The sequence below is a fragment of the Pandoraea sp. ISTKB genome (assembly GCF_001721285.1).
GTDB lineage: Bacteria > Pseudomonadota > Gammaproteobacteria > Burkholderiales > Burkholderiaceae > Pandoraea > Pandoraea capi.
On sequence record NZ_MAOS01000050.1, the window covers coordinates 37,709 to 58,596 of the forward strand.

17 protein-coding genes are annotated in these 20,888 nt (G+C 64.4%); 6 read left to right on the forward strand and 11 right to left on the reverse strand.

Annotated elements, in window-relative coordinates; translation table 11 throughout:
- The first annotated feature begins 9 nt into the window (after positions 1–9).
- Genes hpnH through A9762_RS19080 form a run of 3 tightly spaced genes read left to right on the forward strand, consistent with a single transcriptional unit; the run spans position 10 to position 3,326 of the window.
- Positions 10–1,131 carry an adenosyl-hopene transferase HpnH gene (hpnH, locus tag A9762_RS19070; RefSeq protein ID WP_069343591.1) on the forward strand — a complete coding sequence of 374 codons (1,122 nt, stop codon included), beginning with the start codon at positions 10–12 and terminating at the stop codon, positions 1,129–1,131.
- Positions 1,132–2,127 carry a hopanoid-associated sugar epimerase gene (hpnA, locus tag A9762_RS19075; protein WP_069343592.1) on the forward strand — a complete coding sequence of 332 codons (996 nt, stop codon included), beginning with the start codon at positions 1,132–1,134 and terminating at the stop codon, positions 2,125–2,127.
- Positions 2,124–3,326, forward strand: a complete 1,203-nt coding sequence (locus tag A9762_RS19080) for a glycosyltransferase (RefSeq protein ID WP_069343593.1) — start codon at positions 2,124–2,126, stop codon at positions 3,324–3,326. Before hpnA ends, A9762_RS19080 begins: the two co-directional genes overlap by 4 nt.
- Positions 3,327–3,379: 53 nt before the next feature.
- Here A9762_RS19080 and A9762_RS19085 read toward each other — a convergent pair whose 3' ends face one another.
- The 6 genes from A9762_RS19085 to hpnD all read right to left on the reverse strand — a co-directional run bounded on the left by A9762_RS19085 (position 3,380) and on the right by hpnD (position 11,447).
- On the reverse strand, positions 3,380–4,642 hold the full coding sequence (locus tag A9762_RS19085) for a hypothetical protein (RefSeq protein WP_069343594.1): 1,263 nt from the start codon (positions 4,640–4,642) through the stop codon (positions 3,380–3,382).
- A gap of 381 nt (positions 4,643–5,023) precedes the next feature.
- Complete coding sequence (locus A9762_RS19090; RefSeq protein ID WP_069343595.1) at positions 5,024–6,151, reverse strand: DUF3472 domain-containing protein; 1,128 nt, start codon at positions 6,149–6,151, stop codon at positions 5,024–5,026.
- A 152-nt stretch (positions 6,152–6,303) separates the two neighbouring features.
- Positions 6,304–6,999: a phosphorylase gene (locus tag A9762_RS19095; protein ID WP_083254094.1), complete on the reverse strand. Its 696-nt coding sequence runs from the start codon at positions 6,997–6,999 to the stop codon at positions 6,304–6,306.
- A 134-nt stretch (positions 7,000–7,133) separates the two neighbouring features.
- Positions 7,134–9,098, reverse strand: a complete 1,965-nt coding sequence (gene shc, locus A9762_RS19100) for a squalene--hopene cyclase (protein WP_069343722.1) — start codon at positions 9,096–9,098, stop codon at positions 7,134–7,136.
- 247 nt (positions 9,099–9,345) lie between these two features.
- Positions 9,346–10,599, reverse strand: coding sequence for a hydroxysqualene dehydroxylase HpnE (hpnE, locus tag A9762_RS19105; RefSeq protein WP_069343596.1), 1,254 nt, complete (start codon positions 10,597–10,599; stop codon positions 9,346–9,348).
- Positions 10,599–11,447, reverse strand: coding sequence for a presqualene diphosphate synthase HpnD (gene hpnD / locus A9762_RS19110; RefSeq protein ID WP_083254095.1), 849 nt, complete (start codon positions 11,445–11,447; stop codon positions 10,599–10,601). The genes hpnE and hpnD overlap by 1 nt, the downstream gene beginning before the upstream one ends.
- Before the next feature lie 28 nt (positions 11,448–11,475).
- On the opposite strand from hpnD, the gene hpnC reads away from it, so the two are divergent.
- From hpnC to A9762_RS19125, 3 genes are all read left to right on the forward strand, one after another.
- The gene (hpnC, locus tag A9762_RS19115; protein ID WP_371443117.1) at positions 11,476–12,561 is read left to right on the forward strand and encodes a squalene synthase HpnC; all 1,086 of its coding nucleotides are present in this window, start codon (positions 11,476–11,478) and stop codon (positions 12,559–12,561) included.
- 195 nt (positions 12,562–12,756) lie between these two features.
- On the forward strand, positions 12,757–13,707 hold the full coding sequence (locus A9762_RS19120; RefSeq protein WP_240493630.1) for a DMT family transporter: 951 nt from the start codon (positions 12,757–12,759) through the stop codon (positions 13,705–13,707).
- A 120-nt stretch (positions 13,708–13,827) separates the two neighbouring features.
- Positions 13,828–15,144, forward strand: a complete 1,317-nt coding sequence (locus A9762_RS19125) for a nitronate monooxygenase family protein (RefSeq protein ID WP_240493631.1) — start codon at positions 13,828–13,830, stop codon at positions 15,142–15,144.
- Between the two features lie 652 nt (positions 15,145–15,796).
- On the opposite strand, the gene A9762_RS19130 is transcribed toward A9762_RS19125, so the two are convergent.
- The 5 genes from A9762_RS19130 to cyoA are packed head-to-tail and all read right to left on the reverse strand — an operon-like array spanning position 15,797 to position 20,758.
- Positions 15,797–16,762: a LysR substrate-binding domain-containing protein gene (locus A9762_RS19130; protein WP_069343598.1), complete on the reverse strand. Its 966-nt coding sequence runs from the start codon at positions 16,760–16,762 to the stop codon at positions 15,797–15,799.
- Between the two features lie 2 nt (positions 16,763–16,764).
- Positions 16,765–17,136: a cytochrome o ubiquinol oxidase subunit IV gene (gene cyoD, locus A9762_RS19135; RefSeq protein ID WP_069343599.1), complete on the reverse strand. Its 372-nt coding sequence runs from the start codon at positions 17,134–17,136 to the stop codon at positions 16,765–16,767.
- Positions 17,133–17,768 carry a cytochrome o ubiquinol oxidase subunit III gene (gene cyoC, locus A9762_RS19140; RefSeq protein WP_069343600.1) on the reverse strand — a complete coding sequence of 212 codons (636 nt, stop codon included), beginning with the start codon at positions 17,766–17,768 and terminating at the stop codon, positions 17,133–17,135. Before cyoC ends, cyoD begins: the two co-directional genes overlap by 4 nt.
- Positions 17,768–19,774, reverse strand: coding sequence for a cytochrome o ubiquinol oxidase subunit I (cyoB, locus tag A9762_RS19145; RefSeq protein WP_069343601.1), 2,007 nt, complete (start codon positions 19,772–19,774; stop codon positions 17,768–17,770). The genes cyoC and cyoB overlap by 1 nt, the downstream gene beginning before the upstream one ends.
- A 3-nt stretch (positions 19,775–19,777) precedes the next feature.
- On the reverse strand, positions 19,778–20,758 hold the full coding sequence (gene cyoA, locus A9762_RS19150) for a ubiquinol oxidase subunit II (protein ID WP_256388782.1): 981 nt from the start codon (positions 20,756–20,758) through the stop codon (positions 19,778–19,780).
- Between the last annotated feature and the right edge of the window lie 130 nt (positions 20,759–20,888).

A 20,888-nucleotide genomic window follows, 5' to 3' on the forward strand; every position in this document is an offset into this window, starting at 1 on the left:
GAGCCGAACTTGGCCATCCCCTTCCTGCAACAGGCGTATGTTGGCGCCTATCTGATGAAGCAACGCTTCAAGGGCAACAAGCGTTATCCGCTGGTGCTGATGCTCGAACCGCTGTTCCGCTGCAACCTGGCCTGCTCGGGCTGCGGCAAGATCGACTATCCGGATCCCATCCTGAACCAGCGCGTGTCGCTCAAGGACTCGCTGGATGCCGTGGATGAATGCGGCGCACCGGTCGTCTCGATCGCCGGCGGCGAGCCGCTGCTGCACAAGGAAATGCCGCAGATCGTCAAGGGCATCATCGAGCGCAAGAAGTTCGTCTATCTGTGCACGAACGCCCTGCTGCTCGAAAAGAAGATCGACGACTACGAGCCGAGCCCGTTCTTCGTCTGGTCGATCCACCTCGACGGCGACCGTGAAATGCACGACGCCGCCGTGTCGCAGGAAGGTGTGTACGACCGCGCCGTGGCCGCCATCAAGCTGGCGAAGTCGCGCGGCTTCCGTGTGAACATCAACTGCACGCTGTTCAACAACGCCGATCCCGAGAAGGTCGCCAAGTTCTTCGATTCGACGAAGGACCTGGGCCTCGACGGCATCACCGTTTCCCCGGGCTATGCCTACGAGCGCGCCCCGGATCAGCAGCACTTCCTGAACCGTTCGAAGACCAAGCAACTGTTCCGCGACATTCTCAAGCGCGGCAACGGCGGCAAGAACTGGACGTTCAGCCAGTCGAGCCTGTTCCTGGACTTCCTCGCCGGCAACCGTTCGTACCACTGCACGCCGTGGGGCAACCCGACGCGTACGGTGTTCGGCTGGCAGCGTCCGTGCTACCTGCTCGGCGAAGGCTATGCCAAGACGTACACGGAACTGATGAACACCACCGACTGGGACAAGTACGGTGTGGGCAACTACGAGAAGTGCGCCGACTGCATGGTGCACAGCGGCTTTGAAGCCACGGCCGTGAACGAGACGATTTCGCACCCGCTGCGTGCACTCGGTGTGGCGCTCAAGGGCGTGCGTACCGAAGGCGCAATGGCCGAGGACATCTCGTTTGCCAAGCAGCGTCCGGCTGAGTTCGTGTTCTCGAAGCACGTCGAGATCAAGCTCGACGAATTGCGCCGGGCCAAGGCGTAAATGCCGTCGCGAGTGCTGGTCACCGGCGCCTCCGGGTTCGTCGGTTCTGCGGTAGCACGTACGGCGCTCGCGCGCGGTCATGAGGTTCGCCTGCTGGTGCGTGGCACCAGCCCTCGCGCGAACCTCGCCGACCTGCCTGTCGAAGTCGTGGAAGGCGACATGCGCGACGCGGCATCGATGCAGCGCGCGCTTACCGGCGTGGACGCCCTGCTCCACGTCGCCGCCGACTACCGCCTCTGGGCGAAAGATCCCAACGACATCATGCGGGCCAATATCGACGGCACGCGCACCGTGATGGAAGCGGCGCTGCGTGCTGGGGTCGGACGTGTGGTGTACACCAGCAGCGTTGCCACGCTGCGCGTGCACGACGCCGTCGGCCCCGTCGACGAAACCTCCCCGAACGACGAAGCCACGACCATCGGCGTGTACAAGCGCAGCAAGGTCGCGGCCGAGCGTCTGGTCGAGCGCATGATCGCCAACGACGGCCTGCCCGCCGTGATCGTCAATCCGTCCACGCCCATCGGTCCGCGCGACATCAAGCCCACGCCGACCGGACGCATCATCGTCGAGGCCGCACAAGGCAAGATTCCGGCATTCGTCGATACGGGCCTGAATCTCGTGCACGTCGACGACTGCGCAGAAGGCCATTTGCTGGCGCTCGAACGCGGGCGCATCGGCGAGCGTTACATCCTCGGTGGCGACGACGTACTGTTGCGCGACATGCTCGCAAGCATCGCCGGCATGGTCGGACGCAAGGCGCCGAAGATCGCACTGCCGCGCTGGCCGCTCTACCCGCTGGCAATGGCAGCACAAGGCGTGGCGCGCTTCACCGGCAAGGAGCCGTTCGTGACGGTGGACGGCCTGAAGATGTCGCGTTATCACATGTTCTTCTCCTCCGAGAAGGCCAGGCGCGAGTTGGGCTACACCGCCCGCGCTTACCCCGAAGGCCTGCGCGACGCGCTCGCCTGGTTTGGTTCTGCCGGATATCTCTCATGACTGTTTTGGCCTGGATCGCCGCCCTGTCGCTCGCTATCTGGATTTATCTGCTGAGCTCGCAAGGCGGCTTCTGGCGTGCGCGTGAGCGCGACGATCTCGACGAAGACCGTCTGCCCGCACCGGCCGAATGGCCTGCCGTGGCCGTCGTCATTCCTGCGCGCAACGAGGCTGAATCGATCGGTCAGGTGGTCGAATCACTGTGCCGTCAGGACTATGCCGGACGGCTTCGTATCGTGGTCGTCGACGATCAGAGCAGCGACGGCACCGCCGATCTCGCCCGCGAAGCGGCTACGCGTGCAGCGGCCGACGGTCTCACGCGCCGCGTGGACGTGCTCAGCGGTCAACCGCTGCCCGGCGGCTGGACCGGCAAGATGTGGGCCGTTCGTCAGGGTGTGGCGTTCGCCAGCGACCCCGCGACGAACGACGACGGCATCGCGCCGACGTACCTGCTTCACACCGACGCCGACATCGCGCACACGCCCGAAAACGTACGCCGTCTGGTCACGCGTGCGACCGGCGACAATCGCGTGCTCGTCTCGCTCATGGCGAAGCTGCGCTGCACGGCGTGGTTCGAGCGCACGCTGATTCCGGCCTTCGTGCTGTTCTTCCAGATGCTCTACCCCTTCGCGTGGGTGAACGATCCGAAGAAGAAGATGGCCGCCGCCGCAGGCGGTTGCATGCTGATTCATCGGGCGTCGCTCGAAGCGGGCGGTGGCATCGAAGCCATTCGCGACGAAATCATCGACGACTGCGCCATGGGACGCCTGCTCAAGAAGCAGGGTTCGATCTGGCTGGGATTGACGGAGCGCGCCGTGAGCGTGCGTCCGTACGACAATCTCGGCGAGATTCGCAAGATGGTCTCGCGCACGGCTTACGCGCAGTTGCAGTACTCGCCGGTGCTGCTGGCGGGCACGATCGTGTCACTGCTGCTCACGTTCATCGTGCCACCGGTCATGACGATTTTCGGCTCGGGCATTGGTCAATGGCTGGGCCTCTTCGCGTGGATCGCCATGACGATCTCGTATCTGCCGATGCTGCGTTTCTACCGTCAGTCATCGAGTTTCGGGCCGCTGCTGCCCCTGGTGGCCGCGCTCTACACGGTCTTCACGTTCGACTCGGCGCTGCAGCACTGGCGCGGCCGTGGCGGCATGTGGAAAGGCCGCGCGCAAGCGCGCGGCCAGCAGTCGTCGTCGAACTGAATCCCTTCAGAGTAAACAGAAGGACGCCCCGGTCTCGACCGAGACGTTCCGCATCACTCGCCCGAACGCTGCGTGATTCGACGGTAAAGCGCCACCGCGGCTGCTCGGAGATCGCGGGCCCCATCATTGGGGGCCGCTTCGAGCACCTCGCCTTGCGGCGACAGTAGCGCACGCACACGATGTGCTGCGCGTGCCTCGTCAGACGCGAGTTGCAGCGCATGCCGACGCCGTGACTCGGGCAGCCTCTCTCTGATCTGCACCGCGCTCGTCTCTGGACGCCGCCGCAACGCCCTCGGTTCGTCCAACGCCTCGCGATCGAACCGACGATGATCCAGACCGGTGGACGGCATTGCAGGCAACATCGGCATGGTGGCTTCCAGACGCGACAATGCCAACGCGCGCACCGGATTCGGATCGATCAGCGGGCACATGCCCGGCGCATCGCCGGGGCGCGAAACGGATGCGCTCAGTCCCAGCACGACCAGGGCCGTCTGCAATGGCGTGGAGGGCTGCAGTTGCGACACAGCCGGCAACATCGCTCGCGTGGATTGCGCCTCGTCGGCAGCGTCCGACACGATATACGGTAGGCCGAGACGTTCGGGACATGTGGCGCGCCATTGCTTCGTGGTAGCGCACCATGTCCACGCCACCCCGACCCCGGCAAAACGCCAGCGGTAGGCGACATCAGCAATCTTTCGCGCCAAGTCGCGAATACGATCGAACAACGTCTGTGCGGCCCATGACACCGAAAACTCGGGGGCATCGGCAAAGTCACTCTCGACGTCGCTGTCGGAGACTTCGTCACTGGCCAGTTGCCAGGCCCGAACGACTTCAATGGCTTCATCGGCGTCTAGGCGGCGCCATACCTCGTAGGCAGCAGCAGGCGACAAGAATTCCATGCGTGTCGTGTATGTGTCGTTGATACGTTCGACGAACTGTCCGATCGTCTCCCGCGTCTCGACGTCGATATCTTCGAGACTTTCTTCGTAGGCAAACAAGCACAGCACGAAGTAGATCGAACGTTCCGATACACCGGATGGTTTTGGCGTCTGCGAGAAAAGCCTGTCAATCAACGCGTGGATAGCGTCACCCGGAACTTGCGACGCAGCGGGATCCTGCAGATCACGCAACGTCGTTGAGATATAGGTGCATGTTTGCAGAGCGGCGCGGAGGTGCTCCGGCCGCAAAGCCAGCAATGTGTCGTGCGTCGAACACGTCATCGCCGATTCCGCCGGATTGTGCCGCGTTGTCGGCACGTCATTCGCCACGGTCAAGTTAGGCGTCAGAGCGCCAGGGTTCGAGATGCTACCGATCATGAAATCTCCACCAGAATGGGTCGGAACGTCGACGTCGGTCGTGGCTAGCACGCGCAGCCGACTACCCACTCACCGGCGACGACGGTGTCGCAATCCCCATCGCCTCCCGCAAGCCTGTGGCGTGCGTAAGCAACGTGGGGATGCCCCGTCATCCTTTCCGACCAATCGGGTGGTCACTTTCAGGATTGGCTCCCGGTGCCGGAGCGCCACGAATCGCCCACACCGAAGCCATGTCAGGCAGGGCGGGAGATCGGCGCAAGCGGGGAGATACGCGACACAAACTGGGGGGATTCCCCAAGGGTTTCCGCGCACATCCCACTTTACGCGCGGCGCGCGCCGCGATTTCCCCCTGATTCAATGCTGATCATGACGCTGCGCGTCTCACGGCGCAGCCCATTGCTGCAACCCAGTCCCGAGGCACGTGAATGCTCTCAGAGGCGCCTCAAGCGCGGCGTTTTCAAGCGGATCGAGACACTTAGCCGTACCCGCATTGAAATATGTGCTGGTTCGCGGCACCTTCAACCACTGTTGCCTAGCGCTGTCCGAACACGCCTGCGCGACGACGCGATCGTTGCCATCCACCCCCAGGCACTGCGCTGGCTGACTCACGCGATGCAGGCGATATTGCGCATCATGACTGAAGATCTGATTCGCGTTGGGCGAGCAGTGATACAACCCGGCAGCCGCACCACCGCTCAACAAGTCCAGGCAATACCCCGAGAAGGTGTTTCTCAACTGCTTGTCCTGAAAAGGCGCCGACGGATTGGCACTCAGCGTACAAATTGCCTCTGTCGAACAGAACGATTTGGCAACCGACATGCAATTGCCGTAGGTATTGGTGCGGGTGCTGGAGGGTCTCACGGTTCCGCCATTCGCCGTGGGAACGCCATAGACCGCAATCGCTGTCGGAACAGCCGCGCAACTCGGCAGTTCGTTCTGCCCCTGCGAAAAATTCTCGACCCATTCGACCAGTTGCGATAGCCCGCCGTAAGAGGTCGGCACGACGATCGTGGCCACGGCGACTTGTGCATTGGTCTGAGTATCGATGATCGTCGCGCGCCATCCATCAGCCCCGTCCTTGGCAACCTTGATCTTGTACGTCACGCCCTCCTTCCATGCGTAATTGATCCAGCACTGCACACCGTTGCCTTCGTGGGAGAAGTAGCCGCAATTCGCACCCGCCGAGTCTCTCCATCCGGTCGCATTCCAGATCGAGAAATTCAATATCTTGTCGTAGCCGGATACACTCTGGAGTCCGACATATCCGGGATCCTGTGTTCCCGTGAAACTCCATTGATGCGCCCAATAGGTCCTTCCGTTGTATCCGGGCTCTTTCGTCACGGTGATGGTGAACTCCATATCGTGATATCCCCCGGAAACGACCGGAAACGTTCGATACACGATCGCCATGCCACCTGCAACGACCGCATGAGCCGGCCCGTGAAGCAATGCCAGGCATAGCGCCAGGCCTAATGCAGCCGCATGAAGTATTCTTCGAAGCGCGGTCATGACGTGCTCCTTTCGCCCAGATTCGATGGGACATCAACGACGCGATGTGCCGCCTCGTTCACACGAGGTCGCACCGGTCACGCTGCTATACCGTAGGGCAAAAGTCGTTCGCTGCCACCTGTCAACGTTGTCAGGTCAAGCGCGTCAAAGGATCAAATCCCGGCCATTGCCGCCCCAAACCCTTCGCCGAGGCGCAACGCGACGATCTGACGGCCATGCGTCATCGCCTTTTTGGCGCGTCCGGCGTCCTGCCCCACGCGTAGCAGTGCGGGCAGTTGGAGCGGGTTGCCCGCCAGCGAGCGGAGCACGCCAAGAATGTCGGTGGAACCGTCGCTACGCATCCCAGCGAGCGCCGCCGGGGGCAGCGACCGCTCGGCAGGATCGATCACCACGCGCGCCACGACGAACGGCAATCCATGCGCCTGCGCCACGCGCGCCACGATATGCGACTCCATGTCGGCCGCCGCCGCGCCGCTCTCGCGGAACAACGCGGCCTTGTCGGCGGCACTCACCACCGGGGCCGTCACGCCGGCCGTATCGGCGCGCAGGGCTCGCGGGATGGCACGATGCAATGCGTCGGCCCACGCAATGGACGTCACGTACTCGCGTGCCTGCTGCGGCATGTCGAGCACCTTGTGCGCAATGACCCACTGCCCGGCCTTCACACCGGGAATCAACCCACCGGCCGTGCCGAAGCTCACAAGACCACGGGCGCCCTCGCGCGCAATCGTCGCTTCGAGTTCGCCTGCCAGCGTGCTGTTCTGCGCACAGACGACTCGCACCCCGTCGCCCCGGGCGATGCGGGCTTCGAACGGCATACCGGTCACGATGACGATGGGCTGGCTCATACGCTTCCTTCAGCGATTACGACAATAGCGGCAATGGTGGCAACAACAAGCGACTCGCCCCGGCCATCGACGCGAAACCAAAAGCGCGCGATGCCGGGGCGACGAATTCCCGATTCAGGCGACGTGCGTCGATCTTACATGCCGCACGGCACCGGGCAATCGTTGCGCACCGTGAGGTTACGGTAGCGTGCGAGCGCCCACAGCGGGAAGAACTTGCGATAGCCGTGATAACGCAGATAGAACACGCGCGGGAAGCCCGTCGCCGTGTACAGTTCCTCGTCCCACAGGCCTTCCTCGTTCTGCGTGTTCAGCAGATAGTCGATGCCGCGCTTGACCGCCGGATGCTCGGCCTTGCCCGCCGCCATCAGACCGAGCAATGCCCACGCCGTTTGCGACGAGGTGCTCGCGGCCGCCTCATAGCCCTTGTATTCGAGCTTGTAGCTGTCGCCGTCCTCGCCCCAGCCGCCGTCGGCGTTCTGGATCGAGAGGAGCCACTGGGCTGCCTTCACCATCGCCGGATGCTCCGGTGCAATGCCCGCGCCCGCCAGACCGCACATGGCCGACCACGTGCCGTACACGAAATTCATGCCCCAGCGGCCGTACCAGCTACCGTCGGCTTCCTGATCGTCGAGGATGTACTTCAGCGCCAGCGCGGCAGATGCCTTGCGCTCCGGCGATTGCGGCAGTTGCGCGAGCATCGACAGGCAGCGCGCGGAGACGTCGACCGTCGGCGGATCGAGCAACGCGCCGTGATCCGAGAACGGAATATTGTTCAGATACAGATGCGTGTTTTCGGGTTCGAACGCGCCCCAGCCGCCATTGCTGCTCTGCATGCCGATGACCCATTCGGTGCCGCGATCGATGGCGTATCGCATCGGGCGCGTGCTCGCATCGATCTTGTCGTTCTCGAACTTTCCGGCGAGCTTCTCGTAGCGGTCCATAGCCATCGCCACCACGGCGGTATCGTCCACGTCCGGATAGTGCGGATTGGCGAACTGGAAGGCCCAGCCTCCCGGGCGCACATTCGGACGACGCGAAATCCAGTCGCCGCGCACGTCGAGAATCTGCAACGGGACGAGCCAGTCCAGCCCCTTGCCCGCCAGTTCGATGGCGCGCTTGTCCCCGGTTTCGAGCAGTGCGTGCGCGGACAGCGCGGTGTCCCACACCGGCGACAGGCACGGCTGCACGTATGTCTCATGATCGGCCGGCGTCACCAGCTTCTCGACCGACTTGCGGGCAATCGCGCGGCTCGGATGATCTTCCGGATAGCCAAGCACGTCGAACATCATGACCGCATTGGCCATTGCCGGATAAATGGCGCCGAGACCGTCCTCCCCGTTCAGACGCTCTTCGACGAACGCCACCGCACGCTTGACCGACTTCTCACGCAGCTTCTTGGGGAAGAACGGATCGAGCGCACGCAGCACATGATCGACGCCGGAGAAGAACGTGAACCAGAAACGGCTCTGATGCGGCGCACGCTTCGGAGGACCGACATCCTTCGGGCTGCCGATGAACAGCTCATCGATCTGCACGCCCTTCGGATTGCGCGCGAGCGGACGCTTGGCCTGCAACACGAGCAACGGCACGATCACCGTGCGCGCCCAATACGACACTTTCGAGAGATGGAACGGGAACCACTGCGGCAGCAGCATGATCTCGACAGGCATCATCGGCACCGCCTTCCACTCCAGCACGCCGTACAACGCCAGCAGAATGCGCGTGAAGACGTTCGAATTCTGCGCACCGCCGCGCGAGATGATGGCCTCGCGGGCGCGCACCATGTGCGGTGCGTCGACGGCATCGCCGATCATCTTGAGCGCGAAGTACGCCTTCACGCTCGCGCTCATGTCGAACTTGCCGTTGTAGAACAGCGGCCAACCGCCGTGCTCGCCCTGAATGCGACGCAGATACGCGGCAATCTTCGCCTCAAGTTCGGCGTCGACCTTCTCACCCAGATGATGACGAAGCAGCACGTACTCGGCCGGAATCGTCGCGTCGGCTTCCAGCTCGAAGAGCCAGTGACCGTCGTCCTGTTGCAGGTCCAGCAGCGCGGTGATCGAACGGTCGATACCGGTTTCCAGCGTCTGCGTCGCCATCGCCGTGCTCACCTTCTGGGCGAGTTCGGTATGCAGTTTGAGGTCCACGGCCGTGGCAGTGGCCGTGCGTCGCGCTTCCTTGTCGGAAGCATCGCGTATCGTATCCATGGCGTTCTTGCCTGTTCAAGGCGTAAAGACGATAAAGTGGCGCGCTTTACACATCGGTAAAAATGATGCGCCGATGAAACGTTCCTGCTGTGGGCGGTGCCGGCACGATGGCCGGCGAGCGCGGCGACAGTCGCCCGGGTCAGGCCCGGAGCAACATGTCGGCGGCACGATTGCCGCTGCGCAACGCGCCTTCGATCGTGGCGGGCAGCCCGGTGGCCGTCCAGTCGCCGGCGAGCACGAGGTTGCGCCAGCGGGTCTTCGCACCGGGCCGACGCTTGTCCTGCGCCGGCGTCGCCGCGAACGTGGCGCGCTTCTCACGCACCAGTTGCCACACCGGCATCGGTGTGGACGGAATCTTGCAGGCCTTGGCGACCTCTTCCCAGATGCGCAACGCGAGCGATTCCCGCGACTCGTCGAGCAGATGATCCGCGCCGCTGATAGTCACCGACAACCGCCCGTCGAACGAGAAAATCCAGTCGCTCACACCGTTCACCACGCCGATCATCGGCGGGCAGCCCGGCGGCGGCGGCACCTGGTAATGCGCATTGACGATGGCACGGTATTCGTCCGGCGTCGTCAGATCGGGCACCAGCGACGCGGCCACGTTCGGCGGCACCGCGAGCACGACCGTATCGTCGGCGGCCAGCGCCTCCGGGCCATCGCCGAAATCGATCGATTCGACGCGACTGCCATCGGCGGCGTAGTGCAGCGCCCGCACGCGGTGCTGCATCATGACGCGCGCGCCCTTGGCTTCCAGATAGGCCAGCGCGGGCGTCACGAACGTGACATCCAGCCCTTCGCTCGCGATCAACGGATGGCAGGCCTTGCCGCCGGGCACCAGCGTCTCGCGAATCACCGCGCCGGCCATCTGCGCCGAACCTTCCGCCGGATCGGCGTTGAGCACGGCGAGGAACAGCGGATGAATCAGCCGCTTGTACAGCGCGGGCGGGCAATTCATCGCGTCGGTCATCGTGGCGTCCGGCCCGGCGCGCAACAGCGGCGCCAGCGACAGATAGTCCGACCACTTCGTGCCGGGCACGCGAGCGCGCTTATCGAAAATCCACCACGGCACACGACCTTCCGACAAACGCACCGTCCAGCGCTCGTCGCTGTCGAGGTCGACGAAAGCGAACTCGGCGCGACCGGGACCGGTGAGCGTATGTTCGGACCCGATGGTGCGCGTGAACTCGCGCATCGTCGAGTTGCCCGAGAGCACCAGATGGTTGCCGTTATCGATCACGGCATTCAACTGACGGTCGAAATACGATCGGCAGCGCCCGCCGGCCTGCGGCGCCGCTTCGTGCAGCACCACGGGCACACCACGCGTGGCGAGCCTGACCGCGGCGGCCAGCCCTGCGAGACCGGCGCCGATGACGTGAACCGTGCCCGCCATCAGAAAGCCATCTGCCGCAGCAGCATCAGGATCAGACGCCAGCGCGGAACACGCACGCGCTCGCGGGGCACGGCAAAGCCGCGCGCAATGAGTTTGTCGAGAATCGCACCGTAGGCGCGCGCCATCACCGCCGGGGCGATCACCACGCGACGCGGATGCCGCGCCATGATCGCGCGCGCCCGGGCGTAGTGTTCACGCGCCTGCGCGACGAGCGGCGCACAGGCACGGTCGAGTTTCGCGGCGACGACCGTCTCCGGCGTCGCACCCACGATACCGGCGTCCGCCAGCGTCTCGCGCGGCAGGTACACGCGTCCGATGCCGGCATCCTCGTCGATGTCGCGCAGAATGTTCGTCAACTGGAGCGCCCGGCCGAGGTGGTACGACAGATCGATGCCGTCCTGCTCGGGCATGCCGAACACCTTGACCGACAGACGGCCGACGGCACTCGCGACACGGTCGCAGTAAAGATCGAGCGTCGGGAGATCAGGGGCGACGATGGGGCCGCACGCGTCCATTTCCATGCCGTCGATGACCGCCAGAAAGTCTTCGTGCTTCAGGCCGAATTGCTTGACGGCACGCGCCAGATTCGCGAGCGACGGCGTCGGGCGGCCTTCGTACAGATCGGCCAGATCACGTCGCCACACGGCCAGACGCGCCATGCGGTTCGCCGACGTGTCGTCGCCGTCGTCGGCGATATCGTCCACGGCGCGGCAAAAGGCATAAATCTCGAACATGCCTTCACGTTGCGCGGGCGGCAGAATGCGCATGGCAGCATAGAAACTGCTGCCCGACGCCACGCGTGCACTGCTTTGCTCAGGCGAAATTTCGATCGGTTCGGCGACGCTCACGAGGCTCCTCGTCCTACAGGGGAACAGGGTGACACTGCAAAACGCCGGAAAAATCCGGCAAAGGGTGAAGTATACCGGGGATTGGCACGACTTTCCCGACAGGATGAGGGGCGATGACATAGAATCTCGGGGCATTGCGCGCCGCCCTCCGACCTCGGTCGACCGGCCGATGCCGACCCGAGACGGTCGGTTTCAGGCCAGATGCGTTTCCGACACCCCGAATCCGGGCGGCATTGCCCTCATTTGCCTCACCAGCCTGATGACTTCCGAAGCCAAGATCGAGCACTACGAGAACTTTCCGGTCGCCAGCGTCCTGCTGCCGCGCGAGATGCGCGCGCCGGTCGGCGTGATCTACAACTTCGCCCGCACCGCCGACGACATCGCCGACGAGGGCGATGCCACCAACGCCGAGCGCCACGCCGGACTGGCCGCCTATCAGGCCGAACTCGACAAGATCGCCGCCGGCACGCCGACCTCGCCCGACAAGCCTCTGTTCGCCGCGCTCGCCCGCGTGATCGTCGAGCACCAGCTGTCGGTGCAGCCGTTCTCGGACCTGCTCTCGGCCTTCGATCAGGACATCGAGACCAAGCGCTACGGCACCTTCGCCGAGCTGCGCGACTACACCCGCCGCTCCGCCGATCCGGTCGGTCGCATCATGCTCAGGCTGTTCAAGCTTGACACCCCCGAGAACATCGCCTGCTCCGACGACGTCTGCTCGGCCCTGCAACTGATCAATTTCTGGCAGGACGTCGAAGTCGACTGGCGCAAGGCGCGCGTGTATCTGCCGCAAGACGACATGGCGCGCTTCGGCGTGACCGACGCCGACATCGGCGCGCAGAAGTACGACGACAACTGGCGCGCCCTGATGCGCTACGAGGTCGATGCCGCGCGCAAGATGATGCTGCGCGGCGCCCCGCTCGCCAACCGCGTGCCGGGCCGCTTCGGGCTGGAGCTGTGCTGCGTGGTGCACGGCGGGCTGCGCATTCTCGACATGATCGAAGCCGCCGATTACGACGTCTTCCGCCATCGTCCCCAACTCGGCAAGTCCGACGGCATTCGCGTGTTCCTGCGTGGCCTGTGCATGAAACTCAGCGGCACGCCGCCGAAGGCCTGACGTCCCGCCTCTGAGTCCTGCGCCGCCCAGCCTCCGCAGGATTCAGCGCCACGCGTGCCAGGCCACCGTGGCACCACCATTTACCTCATTTCTGGCGCTTCTCTACCGTCCACGCCTGCCTTACCGTGATGGGACAGTGCGCGCCGCCTCCCGATGAGCGGCGCGTTCCCCCATCCCCTCGCGGAGTCCGGGCACGTGAACCTGCCTGCCAGCCTGCAACGTCTCACCCCGAACCGTTCGTCCGTGCGCTCGCATGCGGGCGTGCTGTTCGCCATCGTCGTCGTGACCTGGGGCGTGAACTGGCCGGTCAGCAAGGCCTTGCTCGCGCACGTGTCACCGTGGTGGAGTGCGGCGCTTCGCTCGGTCGTCGGCATGGCAACGCTGTTCGTCATCGGCGCCATGACCCGGCGTCTGGTGTGGCCCAAACGTGGTGATCTGCCGGTCATCCTGAGCGTCGGCGTGCTGCATATGACCGTGTTCTCGCTGCTCGTCGCGCTCAGCCTGCAATACGTCAGTGCCGGGCGCTCTGCCGTTCTCGCCTACACCACGCCGCTCTGGGTGATGCCCGCCGCCCGGCTGTGGCTGGGCGAAGCGCTCACGCCGAGGCGGCTGATCGGACTGGGCTGCGGGCTGCTCGGGCTTGCCGTGATGTTCAACCCGCTGGCCTTCGACTGGCACGACCGCCACGCCGTCTTCGGCAATGCGCTGGTGTTGCTGTCGGCCTTCGTCTGGGCCATCGCCATCGTCCACATGCGTGCGCACCGCTGGGTCAACGGTCCGTTCGAACTCAGTCCGTGGCAACTGTTGCTCGCGAGTGTGAGCCTGTGCTCGATGGCTTTCGTCGTCGACGGCGCGCCGCGCGTCACCGGCTGGGCAGTCTTCTCGGGCCTGCTGACGTATGGTGGCGTGGTCGGCGGCGGCATCGCCTACTGGCTCGCGGGCGTCGTCACGCGTCGACTGCCGGCCGGGGTGACCTCGCTCGGCCTGCTCGGTGTGCCCGTGATCGGCACGCTGGCGTCGGCGCTGATCCTGCGCGAGTCGCTCGGGCTCGACGTCTGGCTTGCGCTGGCGCTGATCGTCGGCGGCATCGCGCTCGGCACGGTGCCCCGCCCTGCGACGCCATGCCGCACCGACACATCGTCCTGAGCGCCCCTGCGCTTGACCCATCGCAAAAACCGTTCGCCGCGCGAATGCCAGACTGCCGGAACTGCCCTGCCCACATGCCGCAGGCATAGCCGCGGGCAACTCTCGACGAACGGAACTGACATGAACGAGCAATGGTTGACGCTGGCCGGCCGCCGGCTGGTGCCGGTGGTGCAAGGCGGCATGGGAATCGGCATCTCCGCGCACCGGCTGGCCGGTACGGTGGCGAAGCACAACGGCATGGGCACGATCGCGAGCATCGACCTGCGTCATCATCATCCGGACCTGCTCGCCCGTATCGACTGCATGCGCGGCAGCCACAGCGCTGACGACATCAAGGCCGCCATCGAAACCGTCAATCTGATTGCGCTCGACCGCGAAGTCCGGGCGGCCAAGTCGATTGCCGGGGGCAACGGCCTCATAGCGGTCAATGTCATGAAAGCCGTGAGCGCGCATGCGTCGCTGGTGCGTCAGGCGTGCGAGAGCGGTGCGGACGCCATCGTCATGGGCGCGGGACTTCCGCTCGATCTGCCCGAACTCACCGCGTCGTATCCGCACGTCGCCCTCATTCCCATTCTTTCCGACTCGCGTGGCGTGAGTCTCATATTGCGCAAATGGATGAAAAAGGGACGGCTCCCCGACGCCATCGTCATCGAACACCCCGGGCATGCGGGCGGCCATCTCGGTGCATCGCGCATCGAAGAACTGGGCGATGCACGCTTTTCCTTCGACCGCGTGCTCGACGAATGCCGCGATATCTACGCGTCGCTGGGCGTCGAATGGACGCGTGTGCCGCTGATCGTCGCGGGCGGTATCCATCGGCACGAGCAGGTGCGGCAGTGGCTCGACAAGGGCGCGGCGGGCGTGCAACTGGGGACGGCGTTCGCCGTCACGGAAGAATCCGACGCGCACCCGGCCTTCAAGGAAGTGCTCGCCAGCGCGCGGCCAGAGGACATCGCGGAGTTCACCAGCGTGGCCGGTCTTCCCGCGCGCGCGGTGCTCACGCCCTGGCTGAAGAAGTACCTCTCGCGCGAGACCGCGTTGCAGGCCAAGGCCAAAGTGCGTCAGTGTCTGGAGGGGTTCGATTGCTTGCAGGCATGCGGGTTGCGCGATGGCGTGGCACGCATCGGGCAGTTCTGCATCGACCTCAAGCTCGCGCAAGCCGTCCGGGGCGACGTCGCGCGCGGGCTCTTCTTCCGTGGACGTGATCCGCTGCCGTTCGGCGAGCGCATTCGTCCCGTGGCAGACCTGATGCGTTACTTGCTCACCGGCGTATTGCCGGGTGAGTCGCCGGGTGAACTGCCGGGTGCAGGCGCCTCAGGCATGGCGGGAGGTGCGACGGGTGGCGTCGCAGCGGGCGTCGCGGCCGAAGCACGCTCGGCGATACGCTTGTCGAGGAACGCGGCCAGCGCGGGATCGTTCACGGTGAGATCGAACTGACGCTCGTCGACGGCATTGAAATAGCCGTCGCACAGTTCGGCCTTGGCGGCCTGCGTCGGCTGGTCGTCGATGGTGTTCGCGTAGACGACGAACTGACGCTCGACGAGCCTCGGAAACTGGTTGGCAAGCAGGTCGTCGAAGCGCCGCTTCGCCTCGGGATCGGTGTAGACGGCCCCCAGTTCGGCGCGCACGCGCTGCCCTTCGGCAAGATAGTCGCGATGTCTGGCTTGCCAGGCGCGCAACACGGCATTGCCGTGCACCTTGGTCGCCTCGCCATACAGCCCGCACTTCTGCACGAGCCGGTCGAGCACCTGCCCCACGCCTTCCGGCGAGGCGATGGCCGCGCCCATCAATTCGGCGTCGTTCTTGTACTGCGGGGGCTGTGCCGCGCAGACCGTCGCCCAGACGAGCGCCGCGCCCGCGCAGGCGAACCTGCGTCGCCATGCTATGCCATGTCGCATGATTGCCGCATCAGAGGAATGGCGGGCTCGGTGGCCCGCTCTTGGAGATATCGCATCGGCCCGGATGTCGATGGCAGCATCTTAGCCGAAGTTGCCGACTGACGACGCCGCGCCGTTGCAACGGTGGCATCGGGCCGTCATCAAAACGTCACCGACCGCGCTCAACCACTATCAAGCGCTATCGCCCGTCATCAGCCCGACGTCGGCACGACACAGGCATCCGGCCCCAGCTTCGCGACCACGAAGCGTACGAAGTCATCGAGCTTGGACGACACATAGCGCCCGGCCAGATGCACGAGATGCATCGGCTCGCTCAATTGCGCCTGCGCTTCGAGCACGCGCACCAGACGTCCCGCCTCGACTTCCGGCGCCAGCAGATACTCGGGCAGCAGCGCGATGCCCATGCCGTGCACCGCCGCCTGAAGTTGGGCGAGCGGATTGTGCGCGGTCAGACGTGCGTCGCGCGTCGGGCCTGCTACGCCCGTCATTCCCACATGACCACCCGCAGGATCGAACGTCCAGCGCCCGAGCAGATCGTCGTAGCGAAAGCCGAGGCAATCGTGTCCGGCAAGATCGGCGGGCTGGCGCGGAATGCCGCGCCGCGCGAGATAGCCGGGCGACGCGCACGCCACGCGCGTCACACCGCGCAGCGTATGCGCGATCAATCCCGGCTCCGGGCTGCCGCCCGCCTGAAACGCCGCGTGAATCCCCTCTTCCTCCAGATCGACGGCGCGGTCCTTGAGCGCGAGATCGAGCGCGACGTCCGGATGCGTCTGCAAGTACTCGGCGAAGATCGGCATGAGCAGATGCGAGCCAACGGTCGTAGGCGCGCTCACACGAAGCTGACCGACGGGGCGCGCCATCGCCGCCATCGCCGATGTCATCGAAGCGCCCGCAGGCCCGCCATCCCCCAAGGCATCGGCGTTCTCGATGCGCGCAAGCACTTCCGCACACTCGGTGAAGTAGCGCTCGCCCAGCGCCGTCGGCACCTGACGTCGCCCGCTACGGCGCAACAGCGGCTGGCCGAGCCGGGCTTCGAGCGCCTGCACGTGACGCGTCGCCGTGACCGGCGACATGCCGCAGGCCGCCGCACCGGCAGACAGACTCCCCGCGCGCACGACCTGCACGAACACCTCCATGCATTTCAGGCGGTCCATGATCAGTCGCGCAGCTTGGCCCGATCGATGGACATGTGCGTCGGCATCATGTTGTTGTTGGCGTTATGCATCACCCACAACGAACCCGCGACGATGATGGCGATGAGCCCGGCCGTACACAGGAAGATGGCCGAGTTCTGACGCTGGCTGCGCTTCGCCCCGATGTGCAGGAAGTACACCAGTTGCACGACGAGTTGCGCAACACACAGCACGACGATCGTCGCCAGCCCCCAGCCCGCCGGCACCAGCTTCAGCATCACCGCACCGAACGACGCGAACGTGAGCACCAGCGACAGAAAGAATCCGACGACGTAATCGCGCAGATGACTCTGCGAAGCGTAAGCGCCGTGATCGTGAACTTGAGCGCTCGTCATACGAACTCCCGCAGATAGACGAAGGTGAAGACACAGATCCAGACGAGATCCAGAAAGTGCCAGAACAGGCTCAGGCATTGCAGACGACGGCGCACCACCGGATCGAAGCCGAAGCGGCCGATCTGGTGAATCATCACCGCGAGCCACAGCAAGCCGCACGTGACGTGCAGCCCGTGGGTACCCACGAGCGTGAAGAACGCCGACAGGAACGCGCTGCGGCCCGGGCCTGCGCCTTCGTGCAGCAGCGCCGAGAACTCATAGACTTCCATGGAGACGAACGCCGCACCGAGCGCGAACGTGATCCACAGCCAGCGCTGCACGACACCCTCGTTGCCCGGGCGCATCGACAGCGACGCCAACCCGAACGTGAAGCTCGAGAGCAGCAGCAGCATCGTCTCGCCGAGTACGAACGGCAGCTCGAACAGCTCGCGGCCGGTCGGCCCGCCGGCCGTGTTCGCCGCCAGCACGCCGAACGTCGCGAACAGCACGCAGAAGATGAGGCAGTCGCTCATCAGGTAGATCCAGAAGCCGAGCGTGGTCGTCGCGCCGGCGTCGTGATGACCGTGAGCGTGGTCATCGGCCCCGGCCGAAGCGCCGGGAGCGTGGTGGGAATGAAGAGATGCCGAGGACATCAGGCGGCCTTTTGCAGAGATTGACGCGCAGGAAGCGCGACACGCAGGTCGGCAAAGCGGGCGTTTTCGATACGCTCCACTTCTGCCGCCGGCACGTAGTAATCGACGTCGCGGTCGTAGGTGCGCCACAGGAACGTGGCAATCGTCGCGATCAGGCTCGCCCCGGCCAGCCACCAGATGTGCCAGATCAGCGCGAAGCACATCACGAAGCTGAAGGCCGAGACAATGAAGCCCGTGCCGGTGTTACGCGGCATATGGATGTCTTCGTAGTGCGTCGGCTGCACGTAGGCAAAACCGCGTTCCTTGTCGTCCCAATGCTGTTCGAGCGAGTCGATGCGCGGCACGTGGGCGAAGTTGTAGAACGGTGCGGGCGAAGACGTCGCCCATTCCAGGCTGCGTGCATCCCACGGATCGCCGGTCAGATCGCGGTTGGCGTTGCGGTCGCGAATGCTCACGAAGAGCTGCACGCCGAAGGCCAGAATGCCCAGGCCGATCAGGGCCGCGCCGACCATCGCAACGATCAGGTACGGCTGCCAGTCAGGCTGAACGTAGTGGTTCATGCGGCGCGTCATGCCCTTGAAGCCGAGCACGTACAGTGGCATGAAGGCGAGGTAGAAGCCGATCAGCCAGCACGCGAACGAGATCTTGCCCCAGCGCTCGTTGAGCGTGAAGCCGAACACCTTCGGGAACCAGAACGTAATGCCCGCGAGGCAACCGAACACCACACCGCCGATGATCACATTGTGGAAGTGGGCCACGAGGAACAGCGAGTTGTGCAGCACGAAGTCCGCGCCCGGCACCGCGAGCAGCACGCCCGTCATCCCGCCGATGGCGAACGTCACCATGAAGCCGATGGTCCAGAGCGTGGCCGAGTGATAGCGGATACGGCCCTGATACATCGTGAACAGCCAGTTGAACAGCTTCACGCCGGTCGGGATCGAAATGATCGTCGTCATGATGCCGAAGAAGGCATTGACGTTCGCGCCGGAGCCCATCGTGAAGAAGTGGTGCAGCCAGACGAAGAACGACAGAATGCCGATCGACGACGTGGCGTAGACCATCGACTTGTAACCGAACAGCGGCTTGCGCGAGAAGGTCGCGATGATCTCCGAGAACGCCCCGAACGCCGGCAGGATCAGGATGTACACCTCGGGGTGGCCCCAGATCCAGATCAGGTTCACGTACATCATGGCGTTACCGCCCAGCTCGTTCGTGAAGAAATGCATGCCGAGGTAGCGGTCGGCGGTGAGCAGCGCGAGCGTGGCCGTGAGCACCGGGAACACCGCGACGATCAGGATGTTGGTGATGAGCGCCGTCCACGTGAACACCGGCATCTTCATCAGGTTCATGCCCGGCGCACGCATGCGCAGGATCGTCACGATGAAGTTGATGCCCGTGAGCGTGGTACCCAGCCCCGATATCTGCAACGACCAGATGTAGTAATCCACCCCGACGGTCGGGCTGTATCCCAGTTCAGAGAGCGGCGGATACGCGACCCAGCCCGTGGCGGCGAAATCACCGACGAACATGGACATCATGACGAGCACCGCGCCCATTGCCGAGAGCCAGAACGACAGCGAGTTGACGAACGGGAACGCCACGTCGCGCGCACCGATCTGCAACGGCACGATCACGTTCATCAGGCCCAGCACGAGCGGCGTGGCCACGAAGAAGATCATGATGACGCCGTGCGCCGTAAAGATCTGGTCGTAGTGATGCGGCGGCAGATAGCCGGCTTCACCACCGGCGGCAATGGCTTGCTGCGTGCGCATCATGATGGCGTCGGCAAAGCCGCGCAGCATCATGACGAGCGCCAGCACGATATACATGACGCCGATGCGCTTGTGGTCAACCGAAGTGATCCACTCTTTCCAGAGATAGCCCCACTTGCGGAAGTAGGTGATGGCGCCGAGCAGCGCCGCCCCACCGAGGAGCACGACAGCGAGCGTGCCCATGATGATGGGTTCGTGCCAGGGAATGGCGTCGAGATCGAGTTTTCCGAACATGACTTACTCCGTGAGCGCGCGCTGGGCGGCGGGTTGCACCCCGGCGTCACGCTCGGGACGCTGCGCGAGGAGCGCGCGGCTGTCCAGTTGGCCGTCCACGCGGCAATTGGCGGCGGCAATGATGTCGTCGATGGCACGGTTGCCCGAGACGCGCATGCCTTGCGAGCTGGCGTCCATCGGTCCCATGTATTTGCCGACGACGGCGTCGAACAGGCCCGGCATCACGTTGGCGTAGATGCCGACCGGCGCGGCGGTGCCCGGTTGTTCGAGCTTGACGTAGGTCGGTGCGTCGAGCGTATCGGGCACGGCCTGCGCTTCCTTCACCCACTTGTCGAAGTCGCCCTGCGAGGTCACGTGCGCCTTGAAATGCATGTCGGAGAAGCCCGGGCCGCTGTAGGCCGAGGACATGCCCGCATACGTGCCGGTCTCGTTCGCGATCAGGTGCAGCTTCGTCTGCATGCCGGACATGGCGTAGACCATGCTGCCCAGTTGCGGAATGAAGAACGCATTCATCAGCGATTCGGCCGTGATCTTGAATTCCACAGGCGTATCCACCGGCAACACGAGCTTGTTGACGGTCGCGACGTGATAGTCCGGATAGATGAACAGCCACTTCCAGTTCAGCGCGACGACTTCCACACGGATGGGTGCTTTTTCACTCGCCACCGGCTCGATCGGCTGATACGGATCGAGCTTGTGCGTCGTCTCCCAGATCATGACGGCGAGCGCCACCACGATAATGACGGGGATCGTCCACACGACGACTTCAATCTTGGTGGAGTGCGACCACTTCGGCGAGTACGTGGCGGCGGTATTGGTCTCGCGGTAGCGCCAGAAGAACACCAGCGTGAGCACGATCACCGGGATCACGACGAGCAACATCACACCCAGCGCGATCAGGATGAGGTGCTTTTCCTGTTCGCCGACGCTGCCTTTCGGATCCAGCAACTCCAGCGTGCAACCGCTCATGGGCACCATCGCCACTGCCGCGGCAAGGCGCGCGCACCACGTGTGCCAACGTGTGCCGGCTGTCGTGTCTGCCCTTCCTCTGCGGGTGGGCGAGACGTTATGCATGGACATCTTAAGCCTCTATGTATGTATATAACATTTGCGT